14 protein-coding genes and 2 pseudogenes are annotated in these 14,246 nt (G+C 69.2%); 9 read left to right on the forward strand and 7 right to left on the reverse strand.

Features of this window, described 5'->3' with window-relative positions; translation table 11 throughout:
• A pseudogene (locus tag LI92_RS07295) lies at positions 1–343 on the reverse strand (hypothetical protein); the annotation flags it as partial.
• A 282-nt stretch (positions 344–625) separates the two neighbouring features.
• Here LI92_RS07295 and LI92_RS07300 point away from each other — a divergent pair.
• Positions 626–1,987, forward strand: a complete 1,362-nt coding sequence (locus LI92_RS07300; RefSeq protein ID WP_046317564.1) for a PPE family protein, SVP subgroup — start codon at positions 626–628, stop codon at positions 1,985–1,987.
• Between the two features lie 12 nt (positions 1,988–1,999).
• On the opposite strand, the gene LI92_RS07305 is transcribed toward LI92_RS07300, so the two are convergent.
• Positions 2,000–2,383, reverse strand: coding sequence for a nitroreductase family deazaflavin-dependent oxidoreductase (locus LI92_RS07305; protein WP_046317567.1), 384 nt, complete (start codon positions 2,381–2,383; stop codon positions 2,000–2,002).
• Positions 2,384–2,767 carry a nitroreductase family deazaflavin-dependent oxidoreductase gene (locus tag LI92_RS07310; RefSeq protein WP_046317569.1) on the reverse strand — a complete coding sequence of 128 codons (384 nt, stop codon included), beginning with the start codon at positions 2,765–2,767 and terminating at the stop codon, positions 2,384–2,386.
• A 108-nt stretch (positions 2,768–2,875) separates the two neighbouring features.
• Here LI92_RS07310 and hemL point away from each other — a divergent pair, with 108 nt between their 5' ends.
• From hemL to LI92_RS07345, 7 genes are all read left to right on the forward strand, one after another.
• A complete protein-coding gene (gene hemL, locus LI92_RS07315; RefSeq protein ID WP_046317571.1) occupies positions 2,876–4,195 on the forward strand; it encodes a glutamate-1-semialdehyde 2,1-aminomutase in 1,320 nt (439 codons plus the stop codon).
• Complete coding sequence (locus tag LI92_RS07320) at positions 4,195–4,803, forward strand: histidine phosphatase family protein (RefSeq protein WP_046317573.1); 609 nt, start codon at positions 4,195–4,197, stop codon at positions 4,801–4,803. Before hemL ends, LI92_RS07320 begins: the two co-directional genes overlap by 1 nt.
• 2 nt (positions 4,804–4,805) lie before the next feature.
• The gene (locus LI92_RS07325; protein WP_046317575.1) at positions 4,806–5,396 is read left to right on the forward strand and encodes a TlpA disulfide reductase family protein; all 591 of its coding nucleotides are present in this window, start codon (positions 4,806–4,808) and stop codon (positions 5,394–5,396) included.
• Positions 5,393–6,175, forward strand: coding sequence for a cytochrome c biogenesis CcdA family protein (locus LI92_RS07330; RefSeq protein WP_046317577.1), 783 nt, complete (start codon positions 5,393–5,395; stop codon positions 6,173–6,175). The genes LI92_RS07325 and LI92_RS07330 overlap by 4 nt, the downstream gene beginning before the upstream one ends.
• A gap of 89 nt (positions 6,176–6,264) precedes the next feature.
• The gene (locus tag LI92_RS07335) at positions 6,265–7,770 is read left to right on the forward strand and encodes a cytochrome c biogenesis protein ResB (protein ID WP_286134921.1); all 1,506 of its coding nucleotides are present in this window, start codon (positions 6,265–6,267) and stop codon (positions 7,768–7,770) included.
• Positions 7,771–8,748, forward strand: a complete 978-nt coding sequence (gene ccsB / locus LI92_RS07340) for a c-type cytochrome biogenesis protein CcsB (protein WP_046317581.1) — start codon at positions 7,771–7,773, stop codon at positions 8,746–8,748.
• Between the two features lie 91 nt (positions 8,749–8,839).
• Positions 8,840–10,171 carry a MinD/ParA family ATP-binding protein gene (locus tag LI92_RS07345; protein ID WP_046317583.1) on the forward strand — a complete coding sequence of 444 codons (1,332 nt, stop codon included), beginning with the start codon at positions 8,840–8,842 and terminating at the stop codon, positions 10,169–10,171.
• A 26-nt stretch (positions 10,172–10,197) separates the two neighbouring features.
• Here LI92_RS07345 and LI92_RS22965 read toward each other — a convergent pair whose 3' ends face one another.
• Entirely contained in the window at positions 10,198–10,347 is a 150-nt protein-coding gene (locus LI92_RS22965) for a hypothetical protein (RefSeq protein ID WP_109559877.1), read from the reverse strand.
• A gap of 76 nt (positions 10,348–10,423) precedes the next feature.
• Between LI92_RS22965 and LI92_RS07350 the strand changes: the two genes are divergently transcribed.
• Positions 10,424–10,738, forward strand: a complete 315-nt coding sequence (locus tag LI92_RS07350; RefSeq protein ID WP_286134917.1) for a DUF4229 domain-containing protein — start codon at positions 10,424–10,426, stop codon at positions 10,736–10,738.
• Positions 10,739–10,777: 39 nt separating this feature from the next.
• Here LI92_RS07350 and LI92_RS07355 read toward each other — a convergent pair whose 3' ends face one another.
• The 3 genes and pseudogenes from LI92_RS07355 to LI92_RS22205 all read right to left on the reverse strand — a co-directional run.
• Positions 10,778–11,938 (reverse strand): NDMA-dependent alcohol dehydrogenase, encoded by a 1,161-nt coding sequence (locus LI92_RS07355; RefSeq protein WP_046317587.1) that lies wholly within the window; start codon positions 11,936–11,938, stop codon positions 10,778–10,780.
• On the reverse strand, positions 11,935–13,404 hold the full coding sequence (locus LI92_RS07360) for an aldehyde dehydrogenase family protein (protein WP_286134918.1): 1,470 nt from the start codon (positions 13,402–13,404) through the stop codon (positions 11,935–11,937). Before LI92_RS07360 ends, LI92_RS07355 begins: the two co-directional genes overlap by 4 nt.
• 17 nt (positions 13,405–13,421) lie before the next feature.
• Positions 13,422–14,210 (reverse strand): annotated as a pseudogene (locus LI92_RS22205) (SDR family oxidoreductase); the annotation flags it as partial.
• Between the last annotated feature and the right edge of the window lie 36 nt (positions 14,211–14,246).

A 14,246-nucleotide genomic window follows, 5' to 3' on the forward strand; every position in this document is an offset into this window, starting at 1 on the left:
CCGCGAACGGGGGCCGGCCCGCCGCGGCCAGCCTCGCCAGCTCCTCCTCCACGCCCAGATCCATCACCCATGCCGCATCGCCGTCCTTGCAGTGCAGGGCGATCACCGGCCGCAGGGGTGCGGTCTGCCCCGGCGGGCGGGCGATGATCCAGTTGGTCTCCACGCCACCACGAGCCGCCGAGACGAACGACCCGGATTCCCACGTCGGATAGCTGTTACCGGTTGCCTGTGAGGCGGCCGGGCGCCGAAGTGCACCCGCTCCGAACAGGCCCGCAGCCCCCACCGCGCCGACCCCAAGGCGCAAAGCAGCCCGGCGGGTCACATCAGCCATGGGCAGCATCATCGCGCGGCTGCCCCGGCCGGATCAGTCCGGCGCACCACCCTTGATCAGGTTGTTGCCGGTTCGTTAGCAACGTCCGGGTTCGCGCGTGGCCCCACTGCGAAGAGCGGTGATCAGCAGCCCGCGCGCTCGATAGTCGCAGCGTGCGGCGATTATCGTGGAGACCGGCTCGCCCGAGGGGTTCCGGCAAATCCAGAATGGCGAGTCAACCGCCGGTTTTTGGGCTACAAATACACACACGCGAGCTTCATGAGCCCGGCGTACGCCGCACGGAGGGGGTCGGTGATGAACTACGCTGCGCTGCCACCGGAAGTCAACTCACTGCGTATCTATACCGGGCCGGGATCCGCGCCCATGCGCGCGGCTGCCGCGGCCTGGGGTGCGCTGTCGGCCGAGCTGCACGCGGCCGCCGCATCGTATGAATCGGTGATCGCCGAGCTGACCGCCCAGGCCTGGCAGGGGCCGTCCGCGGCGGCGCTGAGCCGAGCCGCGGACCTCTACGTGTCCTGGATGGCCGCGACCGCGGCGCAGATCGACCAGACCACTGCGCAGGCGAACGCGGCGGCGGCGGCCTACGAGGCGGCGCACAGCGCCACGGTGCCGCCCTCGGTGGTGGCGGCCAACCGGGCCCAGTTGCTGCTGCTGATCGCCACCAACGTGCTGGGCACCAACACCGCGGCGATCGCGGCGAACGAGGCCGAGTACGGCGAGATGTGGGCACAGGACGCAGCCGCGATGTACGCCTACGCCGCGGCGTCCGCAACCGCTACCGGGCTCGTACCGTTTGCGGAGCCGCCGCGGACCAGCAATCCCGCCGGGCCCGCCGGCCAGGCCGCTGCCGCGGCGGACGCCCAAGCCACGTCATCGTCGTTGGATGTGCAGTCGCTGCTGGGGCAGCTGGCCTCGGGGATTTTCGGGTCGCCGCAGAGCACCGCGGCGCAGGTCGGGACGGCGGCCGTCGTCGGGCCGGCCCAGGGGGTCGAGGACATCTTCACGCTGCCCAGCCTCTCCGACATCGTCGGCCTGAACGCGCTGTCGGCGGTGGCCCTGGCGCTGTCCGCCGGTGCCTGGTCGTCTGCCAGCGCCAGCACCCGCGAGATCCTCGCCGAGCAGGATCAGTTGGAGCTCGTCGAGTACGAAATCCTCAACGCGATCGACCTGTTCTCACCGTTGACCCCGTCGCGGCCGGCGGTCCCCGGCGTCGGGCTGTCGGCGGCGATGGGGGAGGCTTTCAGCGCCGGCAACCTTTCGGTGCCGGTCAATTGGGCGGCCAACGCCCCGGAGATCCGCACGCTGTCCTACACCAAACCGCTGGTCGGTCCTGGCATCGGCGGTGCGCCGGCGGCATCACTGGCCGGCGCCGGCAGCGCCTTCAGCCAGATGGCGCTGGCGGGCATGGGCGGCAGTGCCCTGGCCGGCTCGGTCAGTCGGGGACGCGGAGGCACCGACGCGCCGGCGAGGGTCCAGCCGCCGCAGCGTGCCGCCACCGACGCGGTGGCCGGCACCGAGACCGGCGACGGCGGCGCACCCGCGCCGACGAAGATGGGCATCGCCGCCGAGATCCGCGAATTCGCCGAACTGCGCGACCGCGGGCTGATCACCAACGACGAGTACAACGAACAGAAGATGCGCCTACTGGGCCAGTGACGCAGCGCGGTGTCAGGCGCGGGTGAGCAACAACGTGTGCGGGACCCCGGCCCGCCCGAGCAGCTGACGCCACGGGGCCTTGAGCAGTCCGACCGCCTCATCAGTGGGCACCAGCCGCGGATTGGTCACCGCGAACGTCTTTCCGCCGACCTTGACCCGCCCGCCCCCGGCGGCCTCCAGGTTCTTCACCCAGTCGCGGCGGGTGCCGTACGGCAGCAACACGGCGACGCCGTCGTCGGTATGAAACATCGAGACCGGGGTGCGGTATGCGGTCCCGGAGCGCCGGCCGGTGTGCTCGACGAGCGACCACATGGGCACCCACCCGCAAAACGGCCGGAACAGCGGATTGGTCACAACCCTGTTGAAGCGGGCGCGCCGGTCGGAGAAGCGCACCATCTAGCCCTGCCTGGTGAGCAGCACCGCCTGCTCGAACGGCAACCGGGCAAACACGTTGCGGGTACGGGGGCTGACATGCTCGGCCGCCTCGGCCCTGCTCACCACGCGGGGATTGGTCACCTCGAACGTCTTACCGCGGCGGCGCATGCGGCCGCCGCCGGCGGCCGTGATGTTCTTCAGCCAGTCGCGGTCCGGGCCGTAGGTCAGCAGCACGGCCACGCCGTCATCGGTGCTGAACACGCTCAGCGGGGTCCGGTAGGGCTTGCCGGAGCGCCGGCCGACGTGCTCGAGGATGCCGAATGTAGGAGCCCAGCCGGCCCACATTCGCTGGATGGGGTTGGTGACGTGCCGGTTGAACCGGGCCAGCCGCTGCGGTAGTTGCATGAGAGCCATCAAACCCCGTGGTCGTGGCCCCACTCAAGACCCAGTCGCAGCGACTGTCTCCTACACCCCGTAGTCGATCGGCCCGGATCGGCTGGAACACTGGGCGTCGTGGGTAATGCGGAAGGTGCCACGGCAGTATCGGAACGGTTGTTCGCCGAAGCCTGCGCGGTGATCCCCGGCGGGGTGAACTCACCCGCTCGGGCGTTCGCTGCGGTGGGGGGCACGCCGCGCTTCATCACCGAGGCGCACGGCTGCTGGCTGATCGACGCCGACGGCCACCGCTACGTCGACCTGGTCTGTTCGTGGGGACCGATGATCCTGGGCCACGCCCCCCCCGCCGTGGTCGAGGCGGTCCGCGACGCGGCCGGTGCCGGCCTGTCCTTCGGGGCGCCGACCCGAACCGAAACCGAGCTGGCGGCCGAGATCATCGCCCGGGTGCCCGCGGTGCACAAGGTCCGGCTGGTCAACTCCGGCACCGAGGCCACCATGAGCGCCCTGCGGCTGGCCCGCGGCTTCACCGGCCGGGCCAAGGTCATCAAGTTCTCCGGCTGCTACCACGGCCACGTCGACGCCCTGCTCGCCGACGCCGGATCGGGGGTCGCCACCCTGGCCCTGCCGGCATCGCCGGGAGTCACCGGCGCCACCGCCGCCGACACCATCGTGCTGCCCTACAACGACGTCGACGCCGTCCGCCGGGCGTTCGCCGAATTCGGCGACCAGATCGCCGCCGTCATCACCGAAGCCAGTCCCGGCAACATGGGCGTCGTGCCGCCGGCCCCCGGCTTCAACGCCGCACTGCGTGCGATCACCGCCGAGCACGGCGCCCTGCTGATCATCGACGAGGTCATGACGGGTTTCCGGGTGAGCGCCGGTGGCTGGTATGGACTCGACCCCGTGGCCGCCGACCTGTTCACCTTCGGCAAGGTGATCAGCGGCGGCCTGCCGGCCGCGGCCTTCGGCGGCCGGGCCGACGTGATGGATCGGCTGGCGCCGCTGGGGCCGGTCTATCAGGCCGGGACCCTGTCGGGTAACCCGGTGGCCACCGCCGCGGGCCTGGCCACCCTGCGTGCCGCCGACGACGACGTCTACGCCGCGCTGGACAAGAACGCCGACCGGCTGACCGTGCTGCTGGCCGAAGCGCTGACAGCCGCCGGGGTGCCGCACCAGATCCCGCGCGCCGGAAACATGTTCAGCGTGTTCTTCGCCGACGAACCCGTCACCGACTTCGCCGCCGCCCGGGCCAGCCAGACCTGGCGCTTCCCGGCGTTCTTCCACGCGCTGCTGGACGCCGGCGTCTACCCGCCGTGCAGCGCCTTCGAGGCATGGTTCGTCTCGGCGGCCCTCACCGAGGAGGCGTTCGACCGGATCGCCACCGCCCTGCCCGCCGCGGCCCGTGCCGCGGCCACCACCACGGAGCCCAACCACTGATGGCCGAAGAAACCCGCGTCCACCTGATCCGCCACGGCGAGGTCCACAACCCCGACGGCATTCTCTACGGCCGGCTGCCCGGTTTCCGGCTCTCCGAGACCGGCCGCGCCCAGGCCGTGGCCGCCGCCGAACTGCTGGCCGGCCGCGACATCGTCGCCGTGATCGCCTCGCCGCTGCAGCGCGCCCAGGAGACGGCCACCCCCATCGCCGCCCGGCACAACCTGACGATCGACACCGACCATGACCTGATCGAGTCGGCCAACATCTTCGAGGGCAAGCGGGTTTCGCCCGGCGACGGCGCCTGGCGCAACCCCCGGTTCTGGTGGCACCTGCGCAACCCCTTCACCCCGTCATGGGGCGAGCCCTACGGTCAGATCGCCGCCCGCATGGCCGCCGCGGTGGACAAGGCCCGGGCCCGCGCCGCCGGCCGCGAGGCGGTGTGTGTCAGCCATCAGCTGCCGGTCTGGACCGCCCGTCAATACCTCACCGGCAACCGGCTCTGGCACGACCCGCGTCGCCGGCAGTGCGACGTGGGGTCGGTGACCACACTGATCTACGCCGGTGATCGTCTCGTCGACGTCGATTACCAGGTCCCGGCCGGCGGCTGACGATGCGGGCGGTGCTGATCGTCGGGACGGTGCTGGCCGCCCTGATCTCGGGGTGTTCGGTCGGCGACGACGCCGTCACACACGGCGGCACCTTCGAGTTCGTCTCCCCCGGAGGCAAGACCGACATCTTCTACGACCCGCCGGAAACCCGCGGCCGGCCCGGCCCCATCGCCGGGCCCGACCTGATGGACACCGACCGGACCCTCAGCGTGGCCGACTTTGTCGGGCAGGTCGTCGTCGTCAACGTCTGGGGCCAATGGTGCGGTCCCTGCCGTTCCGAAGTCAGCCAGCTGCAACAGGTTTACGACGCCACTCGCGCGCAGGGGGTTGCGTTCCTGGGCATCGACGTCCGCGACCCCGACCCGCAGGCGCCCCGCGACTTCATCGCCGATCGCCGGGTGACCTACCCGTCGATCTACGACCCGGCCATGCGCACCATGATCGCGTTCGGCGGACGCTATCCCTCCTCGGTGATCCCGGCGACCATGGTGCTCGACCGGGCGCACCGGGTGGCGGCGGTGTTCCTGCGCGAAGTGCTCGCCGAAGACCTGCAGCCCGTCGTGCAGCGGTTGGCCGCCGAGGCGGCGCCGTGAGCGGCTTCACCGCCACCGTCACCTCCGGACCACTGCTGCTGGCCGTCGCGGTGTCGACCCTGGCCGGGCTGGTGTCGTTCGCCTCGCCCTGCGTGGTGCCGTTGGTGCCGGGCTATCTGTCCTACCTGGCGGCGGTGGTCGGTGTCGAGGAAAGGCCCGAACTGCCCGACACCGGCCAAGCCCCGCCCGGCGCCCGGTGGCGCGTCGCGGGTTCGGCGGCCCTGTTCGTCGCCGGATTCACCGCGGTCTTTCTGCTCGGCTCGGTGGCCGTGCTGGGCATGACCAGCACGTTGATCACCAACCAGGTGCTGCTGCAGCGGGTTGGCGGCGCGGTGACGATCCTGATGGGGTTGGTGTTCGTCGGGTTCGTGCCGGCGCTGCAACGCCCCCTTCGCTTCACGCCGGCGCAGCTGTCCACCGTGGTCGGGGCACCGCTGCTGGGTGCGGTGTTCGCGCTCGGCTGGACACCCTGCCTGGGGCCGACCCTGACCGGCGTGATCGCGGTCGCCTCGACCACCGACGGCGCCGGGGTGGCCCGCGGAGTGCTGCTGGTGATCGCCTACTGCCTGGGACTGGGGGTGCCGTTCGTGGCGTTGGCCTTCGGGTCGGCCAGCGCGGTGGCCGGGCTGGGCTGGCTGCGCCGGCACACCCGGGCCATCCAGGTGCTCGGCGGCGTGCTGCTGATCGCGGTAGGCCTGGCGCTGCTCACCGGCGTGTGGGACCACTTCGTCGCCGTGATCCGAGACGGCCTGGTCTCCGACGTCAGGCTTCCCATCTGATGGCCGCAACCACCACCGCACCGGCTCGCCGGGGGCCGATCGCGCGGCTGGCCGCCCGGATCCGCAACACCTGGCGGGCGTTGACCTCGATGGGCACCGCCCTGGTGCTGCTGGTGCTGCTCGCGCTGGCCGCCATCCCGGGAGCGCTGCTGCCACAGCGCAGCCTCAACGCCGCCAAGGTCGACGAATACCTGGCCCTGCACCCGACACTGGGACCCTGGCTCGACCGGCTGGAGGCGTTCGACGTCTTCTCCAGCTTCTGGTTCACCGCCATCTACGTCCTGCTGTGCGTGTCGCTGATCGGCTGTCTGACGCCCCGGACCCTCGAACACCTGCGCAGCCTGCGCGCCACCCCGGTCGCCGCGCCGCGCAACCTGGCCCGGCTGCCCAAGCACGCCCAGACGCACCTGGCCGGCGACGCCGAACAACTCGGTGCGCGGATGACGGAAGCTCTGCGCGGCTGGCGGCGAGTCACCCGCTCGGAGCACGGCACCGTCGAAGTGTCGGCGGAAAAGGGGTACCTGCGAGAGTTCGGCAACCTGGTCTTCCACTTCGCGCTGCTGGGGCTGCTGGCCGCCGTCGCGGTGGGCCGGCTGTTCGGCTACGAGGGCAACGTGATGGTGATCGCCGACGGCGGTCCGGGTTTCTGCTCGGCCTCGCCCGCCGCGTTCGACTCCTTCCGCGCCGGCGCCACCGTGGACGGGACCAAGCTGCACCCGCTGTGTGTGCGGGTCAACGACTTCACCGCCGACTACCTGCCCACCGGGCTGGCCACGTCCTTCACCGCGCACATCGACTATCAGGCCGGCGAGGACCTGACCACCGGCCAATGGCGGCCCTACCGGCTGGAGGTCAACCACCCGCTGCGGGTCGGCGGTGTGCGCGCCTACCTGCAGGGGCACGGTTACGCACCCACCTTCACGGTGATCTTCCCGGACGGGCAGACCCGGACCCAGACGGTGCAGTTCCGCCCGGACAACCCGCTGACCCTGTTGTCGTCGGGCGCGGTCCGGATCGACCCGCCGGCCGGGACCTATCCCGACGCCACGCAGCGGCGCAAACACCAGATCGGCATCCAGGGGCTGTTCGCGCCGACCGAACAACTCGACAACCGGCTGCTGTCATCGGCATTCCCCGCGATGAACGACCCCGCGGTCGCGATCGACGTCTACCGCGGGGACACCGGCCTCGACACCGGCCGGCCGCAGAGCCTGTTCAGCCTGGATTCCCGGCTGATCGACCAGGGCCGGCTGACCAAGGTGGCGCGCTCCAACCTCAAGGCCGGTGAAGAGATCCGCCTCGACGACGGCACCCGGGTGCGTTTCGACGGCGCGCTGCCGTTCGTCAACATCCAGATCTCGCACGACCCCGCGGAGATCTGGGTGCTGGTGTTCGCCATGACGATGATGGCCGGCCTGGTGGTCTCCCTGGTGGTGCGCCGCCGCCGGATCTGGATCCGGATCACGCCGGCGGGGCCGACCGGGCAGCCCGGTACGGTGAACGTCGAGGTGGGCGGGCTCGCTCGCACCGACAACTCCGGCTGGGGTGACGAGTTCGAGCGGTTGAGCACCCGGCTGGTCGGCAAGGAGACGTAGGTGAATACGAGTCATATCGACATCGGGCTGGCGCGCTACTCCGACTGGGCGTTCACCTCGGCGATGATCGTGCTGGTCATCGCGCTGCTGCTGCTGGCCGTCGAACTGGCCTACAGCCGGGCCCGCACGCCGGCCGAGGCCGAGCTGGTCTCCGCCGGGGGAGTGCGTCCCGACAGTGCCACGCCGGGGCTGGTGGTCGCCGCACAGCGCCGGCCCCTGGGCGAGCGGGTGGGCCGCGCCGGCCTGGCACTGGTCTACCTGGGCATCGCCCTGCTGCTGGCCTGCATCGTGTTCCGCGGCGCCGCCACCTTGCGCCCGCCGTGGGGCAACATGTACGAGTTCATCAACCTGACCTGCTTCTCCGGTCTGGTGGCTTCCGCCGTCGCGCTGCGCCGGCCGCAACATCGCAGCCTGTGGGTTTTCGTGCTGCTGCCGGTGCTGATCCTGCTCACGGTCTCCGGGCGCTGGCTCTACGCCACGGCGGCGCCGGTCATGCCCGCCCTGCAGTCGTACTGGCTGCCGATCCACGTCTCGGTGGTCAGCATCGGCTCCGGAGTGTTCCTGGTGGCCGGGGTGGCCAGCATTCTGTTTCTGATCCGCTCCTCGCGGCTCAGCGACCCCGAGACGCCCGGGGCGCTGGCGCGCATGGTGCGCCGGCTGCCCGATGCGCAAACCCTGGACCGCATCGCCTACCGGACCACCATCTTCGCGTTTCCGGTGTTCGGCTTCGGGGTGATCTTCGGCGCGATCTGGGCGGAGGGGGCGTGGGGCCGCTACTGGGGCTGGGACCCCAAGGAGACCGTCTCCTTCATCGCGTGGGTGGTCTACGCCGCCTACCTGCACGCGCGGTCCACCGCCGGGTGGCGCGACTACAAGGCGGCGTGGATCAACGTGGTCGGCTTCGCGGCGATGGTCTTCAATCTGTTCTTCGTCAACCTGGTGACCGTCGGCCTGCACTCCTACGCCGGAGTCGGCTAATAAAGCTGTCAGTTTCCTTTATGACAGCTGCGCTACCCTGCGGTTATCGGCGTCAATTGACGTCCCAGCCACGGTGACAGGGGAGAATCACGTGTCCGACCACGCATCCGGTGATGCCACTGCGAGCCACGACGTGACCGACCATCCGACCACACAGTTTCGGCCCTTCCAGCACGTCGGCGAGACGGCTGACCGCCCCGCCGCGGCCACGGAATCCGGGGCCACCGGATCGATCGACCAGCGTGCCGAGGCGCCGGAGACCCGCTCCTTCGGTGGCTTCCGCACCGAGCGGCGGTTCTCCGAACCGGCCGACCCGTGGCCGCCAGCACCCGCGGACAGCCGCGCCCGGCAACAGTCGTGGAACCCCAACGCCTCCACCAGCTGGATTCCGCAGCCGATGGAGAACCCCGCCCCCGTCTTCTACGGGGGCAGTCACGGCGGCGCGGCCCATGCCCCCCACCGACCCGCCGAGTCCCTCGCACCGTTCTCGGACCTGTCCACCACATCGTTGTTGCGGCAGGTCAAACCGCCGCCCACGTCGGGCTGGCGGCGCCTGCTCTATGTGCTGTCCGGTCAGCTCATCAATGTCGGCGAGAGTCCCCGGACCATCCGGTTCAACGACTTGGTGTCGCAGGTGAACCGGCCGCTGCAGGGTTGTCACCGGATCGCGGTGCTGTCCCTGAAGGGCGGCGTGGGTAAGACCACCATCACCGCGACCCTGGGATCGACGTTCGCCTCCATCCGGGGCGACCGGGTGGTCGCCGTGGACGCCAACCCCGACCGCGGCACTCTGAACCAGAAGGTGCCGATGGAGACGCCGGCCACGGTGCGGCACCTGCTGCGCGACGCCGAGGGCATCCAGCGCTACAGCGACGTGCGCAGCTACACCAACCAGGGGCCCAGCCGCCTGGAGGTGCTGGCCTCCGACACCGATCCCGCGGTCTCGGAAGCCTTCAGCGGCGAGGATTACGCCAGCACGCTGCAGGTACTGGAGCGGTTCTACAGCCTGGTCCTGACCGACTGCGGCACCGGTCTGATGCACTCGGCCATGTCGGCGGTGCTCGCCAAGGCCGACACCCTGATCGTGGTCAGCTCCGGTTCGGTCGACGGTGCCCGCAGTGCCTCGGCGACGCTGGACTGGCTCGACGCGCACGGCCACGAGGATCTGGTGCGTAACTCGATCGCGGTCATCAACGCGGTGCGGCCCCGCTCCGGCAAGGTCGACATGCAGAAGGTGGTCGACCACTTCTCCCGGCGCTGCCGCGCGGTGCGGTTGGTGCCGTTCGACCCGCACCTGGAAGAAGGCGCGGAGATCGACCTGTCGCGGCTCAAGCGGGAGGCCCGTGAGGCATTGGTCGAACTGGCCGCCGTCGTCGCCGAGGCGTTCCCGGGCGACGACCGGTTCAACCAGCACTTCGTCTGATCGGACGGTTGCGGCCCGGTGCAGCTTTAGGGCTGGTTGTCGCCGTGGCTGATGCGCCACAGGAATTCTGGATCGTCGTCCGGACCGATCACGCGCGTCTTCGGCCGGCTGCGGGCCGTACGCAGGCCGAGGTAGATCAGCGTTCCCAGGGTCAGGACGAGGAGCAGGTAGAGCACTCGCGACACCTCCTGGCGCCGAATATACCGTTAGCGGCCACCGAACCGGTCCGGCCCGCCAGTACCCTTGATGACCGTGGAGACAGGTCGGGCCCGGGTGGGCCGTGCGGTACTCGATGTGGCGCTGTACACCGTGGCACGGTTGGCGCTGGTGGTCGTACTGACTGCGGTGATCTACGGGCTGGGCCGGCTGATCGGGCTCAGCGACTTCCCGCCGATCGTCGCGGCGATGCTGGCGCTGATCGTCGCGCTGCCGTTGGGGATGTGGCTTTTCACGCCGCTGCGCAGACGGGCGACCGAGAGCCTGTCGGCGGCCGGGGAGCGCCGGCGCCAAGAGCGAGCGGAACTGCAGGCCCGGCTGCGCGGGGACGCGGAGCCCGGTGGCGAGTAGGACAAGGCGATCGCAGACCCAGGTGACTATGCCCCGAGCCTAGAAATGAATCACCCCGCGGATGTTTTTTCCGGCGCGCAGATCCCGCATGGCATCGTTGATCTGGTCCAGCTTGTACCGCTGGGTGACCAACTCGTCGAGTTTGAGCGTCCCCGCTTCGTACATCGACAGTAGCCGCGGCATCGCCTCGCGCGGGTTCATCTCCCCGTAGAGAACGCCTTTAAGCGTCTTACAGGAGCTCACCATGTCCGGCAGAATCAGCGGCACCATCATGTCGGAGACCTTCGCCATACCGGTCAGCACGCAGGTTCCCCCCTTGCGCAGCAGCATCATGCCCATCATCACCAGCTCCGGCGGTACCACACCGGGGGACAGCACCACCCGATCCGCCATCACGCCCCAGGTCAGCTCCTTGACCAGTTCGAGAGCAGCTGCGGCGTCGGGGGCGGTGTGGGTCGCACCGAAGCTCGGCGCGATCTCGCGCTTGAACTCGTTGGGATCCACGGCTATGACATGTTTGGCGCCGGCGGCCTTGGCGCCCTGCACGGCGTTCATGCCGATACCGCCGACCCCGCAGACCACTACGGTATCGCCGACCTCGGTACCCGCCGCGACGGAGCCCGAACCGAAACCCGTTGTCACGCCGCAAGACACCAACGATGCGGCCTCCAGGGAGATCCAGTCGTTGATCTTGACCAGCGAACGTTCTGAGGCAACGACATACTCTGCGAAAGTGCCGACTTGCATCATTGCCATGAGATCTTCGCCGCCCAGGTGACGGCGCCGGGTGTGGTCGGTGGTCATGTCCTTGCTGTAGATGTCGGCGCCGACATCGCACAGATAGGTATGACCCGTCACACAGAACCTGCAGCTGCCGCAGGCGGGAAAGAATGAAATGGCCACATGGTCGCCGGGCTTGAGCGTGGTGACACCCGGTCCCACTTCCTCGACGACTCCTGAGCCCTCGTGTCCGCCGAGCATCGGGAACCATTCGGGAACCGGGACCCCGGCGGCCCGCATCATTTCCTCCATGTCGGTGCTGGGCACGCTGTCGCCGGAGTAGAAGTGTTCGTCGGAGTGGCAGATGCCCGCATAGGCCATCTTCACCAGTACTTCACCCGCTTTGGGCGGGTCGAGCTCTATTTCGGTGACTTCCCAGTCGATGCCGACGCCCCGCAGCACCGCCGCCGCACACTTCATGCTGCCGGCCAACCGACGGTCTTGGTCTCGGTGAAGATCTCCAGACCCTCGAGGCCGCACTGGCGTCCGACCCCCGATTGTTTGTAGCCGCCGAACGGTGCATCCGCCCCGTACCACAGGCCACCGTTGATACCCAGGGTGCCGGTGCGGATCCGACCGGCTACGGCCTTGGCGCGCTCCAGATCGTTGGCGAACAGCACCCCGGACAGGCCGTAGATGGAATCGTTGGCGATGCGCACCGCCTCGTCGTCGTCGGCGAAACCGATGACTGACAGGACCGGTCCGAAGATCTCTTCCTGGGCAATGGTCATCGAATTGTCGACGTCAGCGAAAATGGTTGGTTCGACGAAGAATCCCTTGGGGGTGTCCTTGGGGATGCCACCGCCGGTAACCAGGCGCGCGCCCTCGTCCTTGCCCTTCTGAATGTAGCCCAGCACGCGTTCCTGTTGCCGTCGGGAGATTTGCGGTCCTTGCAACACCGATGGGTCGGTTGGGTCCCCGTACTTGTTGCGCTCCATGGCGACCTTCACGATCTCCACCGCCTCGGCGTACCGGGAGTGGGGCACCAACAGCCGGGTGGGCATCGCGCAGCCCTGACCGGCGTGCATCGAGATGAAGGCGCTGCCGCCGACCGCCCCGCTGATGTCGCCGTCGTCTTCGAGGATCAGATACACCGACTTGCCGCCGAGCTCGAGGAAGGTCGGCTTGATGGTCTGGGCGGCGGCGGTCATGATGCGCCGGCCGGTCGCGGTGGAACCGGTGAAGGCGACCATGTCCACCAGGGGAGATGTCGACAGCACCTCGCCGACCAGGTGATCCGATGAGGTCACGATATTGATGACGCCGGCGGGGATATCGGTCTGCTCGGCAATGATCCTGCTGATCCGGGTGGCGTTCCACGGCGTATCCGGCGCCGGCTTGAGCACCATGGTGTTGCCCATCGCCAGAATGGGACCGATCTTGTTGAGAATGATTTCGAGGGGGAAGTTCCACGGCGTGATGACCCCGACCACCCCGACGGGCTCTTTCCACACCTCGCGGCGGGCAGGGGCGCCGATGCCGAACGCGTCTTTGTCGGGAAGGGAACGCTTCCAGGCGAACTGACTGATCATGTCGGCCGGCCAGGTGAGCGCCTCCTTCAGCGGTACGTCGAGCTGGGGCCCGTAGGTGCTCAGCAGCGGACAACCGGCTTCCGCGATCAGTTCGGCGCGGATCTCCTCGCGCTCAGCCTCCAGCGCCGCCTGCAGCTGCCGTAGCCCGGTGGCCCGCAGGTCGCCGTTGCGCGACCAGTCCGTGTTGTCGAAGGCGTGTCGCGCCGCGGCCACGGCCCGCTCCATATCGGCGCGGGTGCCGTCGGCGGTGCTGCCCAGGACCTCTTCGGTTGCCGGATTGATGTTGTCGAAGGTACGTCCGGTCTCGGAATCGACGAGTTTTCCGTCGATGAGCATGCGGGATTCGTGAGCCATGTGGTTGCTGTCCTTTCCCACTGTCGAAGTTCCTTGACCGCCGCTGATGGCCGCGGGGCCAGCGTGAGGTAGGGGATGAAACTGCTGTTACCGCAAACCAATACGGAGTGCACAACGTCGGCCAGGTGGCCGGCGTCGACGAGGCCGCCCTGCATCTCGCCTCGCTCCATCCACAATCGGATCGCCTTCTCGAAGTCGGCGGGGTCCCAGTTCTTGTTGAACTCGGTCTGCGAATCGCCCTGACCGCCGAAACTGTCGCCGACTGCGAGCCGGGTGAAGCCGATGTTGGGATGTTCGATGCGCCATGCCTCGACGAGCTTGTCGAGCGCGGCTTTCGTGACGGCGTATGCCCCGAGCAGCGGCCACGGATTGGTGTAGGAGGCACTCAACGACGACAGGTAAACCGCCGATCCGCCCGAAGCTGCCAGATGCGGCGCGGCCGCAGCCGTGGCCAGCGATGCGCCGGTGACGTTGGTCGCAAACATTTGAGCCCACTGCCCGGCGTCAAGTTCGGCAAGCGGTGCCAGGATGCCCATCCCGGTGGTGTAGACGATGGCGTCCAGGCCGCCGAATGTTCCGGCCACCTCCGCCATCGCGGCCCGGCAGGAGTCGGAGTCGGTGACATCGCAGACCACGCCGATCGCCCCGTTGCCCGCCTCGTCGGCCGCTTTGGCCAGCCGCTCGCGACGACGCGCGAGGAAGGCGACACGCGCGCCCTTTCCGGCGAGACCTATGCCGATACAACGGCCCAGCCCGGCGGAGGCGCCCACCACGGCTACCCGCAGCGAACCGTTGTGATCAGACATTCGGCTTCTCCCTCGGCGGAGGCGTCCGACGGTCGG

Source organism: Mycobacterium sp. UM_Kg1 (genome assembly GCF_000972925.1).
GTDB lineage: Bacteria > Actinomycetota > Actinomycetes > Mycobacteriales > Mycobacteriaceae > Mycobacterium > Mycobacterium hiberniae.

Bases quoted from the DNA above. Each gene is read 5' to 3' on its own strand.
- LI92_RS07300 (WP_046317564.1), top strand. From the start codon at position 626: ATGAACTACGCTGCGCTGCCACCGGAAGTCAACTCACTGCGTATCTAT.
- LI92_RS07305 (WP_046317567.1), bottom strand. From the start codon at position 2,383: ATGGTGCGCTTCTCCGACCGGCGCGCCCGCTTCAACAGGGTTGTGACC.
- LI92_RS07310 (WP_046317569.1), bottom strand. From the start codon at position 2,767: ATGCAACTACCGCAGCGGCTGGCCCGGTTCAACCGGCACGTCACCAAC.
- LI92_RS07320 (WP_046317573.1), top strand. From the start codon at position 4,195: ATGGCCGAAGAAACCCGCGTCCACCTGATCCGCCACGGCGAGGTCCAC.
- LI92_RS07325 (WP_046317575.1), top strand. From the start codon at position 4,806: ATGCGGGCGGTGCTGATCGTCGGGACGGTGCTGGCCGCCCTGATCTCG.
- LI92_RS07335 (WP_286134921.1), top strand. From the start codon at position 6,265: ATGGGCACCGCCCTGGTGCTGCTGGTGCTGCTCGCGCTGGCCGCCATC.
- LI92_RS07355 (WP_046317587.1), bottom strand. From the start codon at position 11,938: ATGAAGTGTGCGGCGGCGGTGCTGCGGGGCGTCGGCATCGACTGGGAA.
- LI92_RS07360 (WP_286134918.1), bottom strand. From the start codon at position 13,404: ATGGCTCACGAATCCCGCATGCTCATCGACGGAAAACTCGTCGATTCC.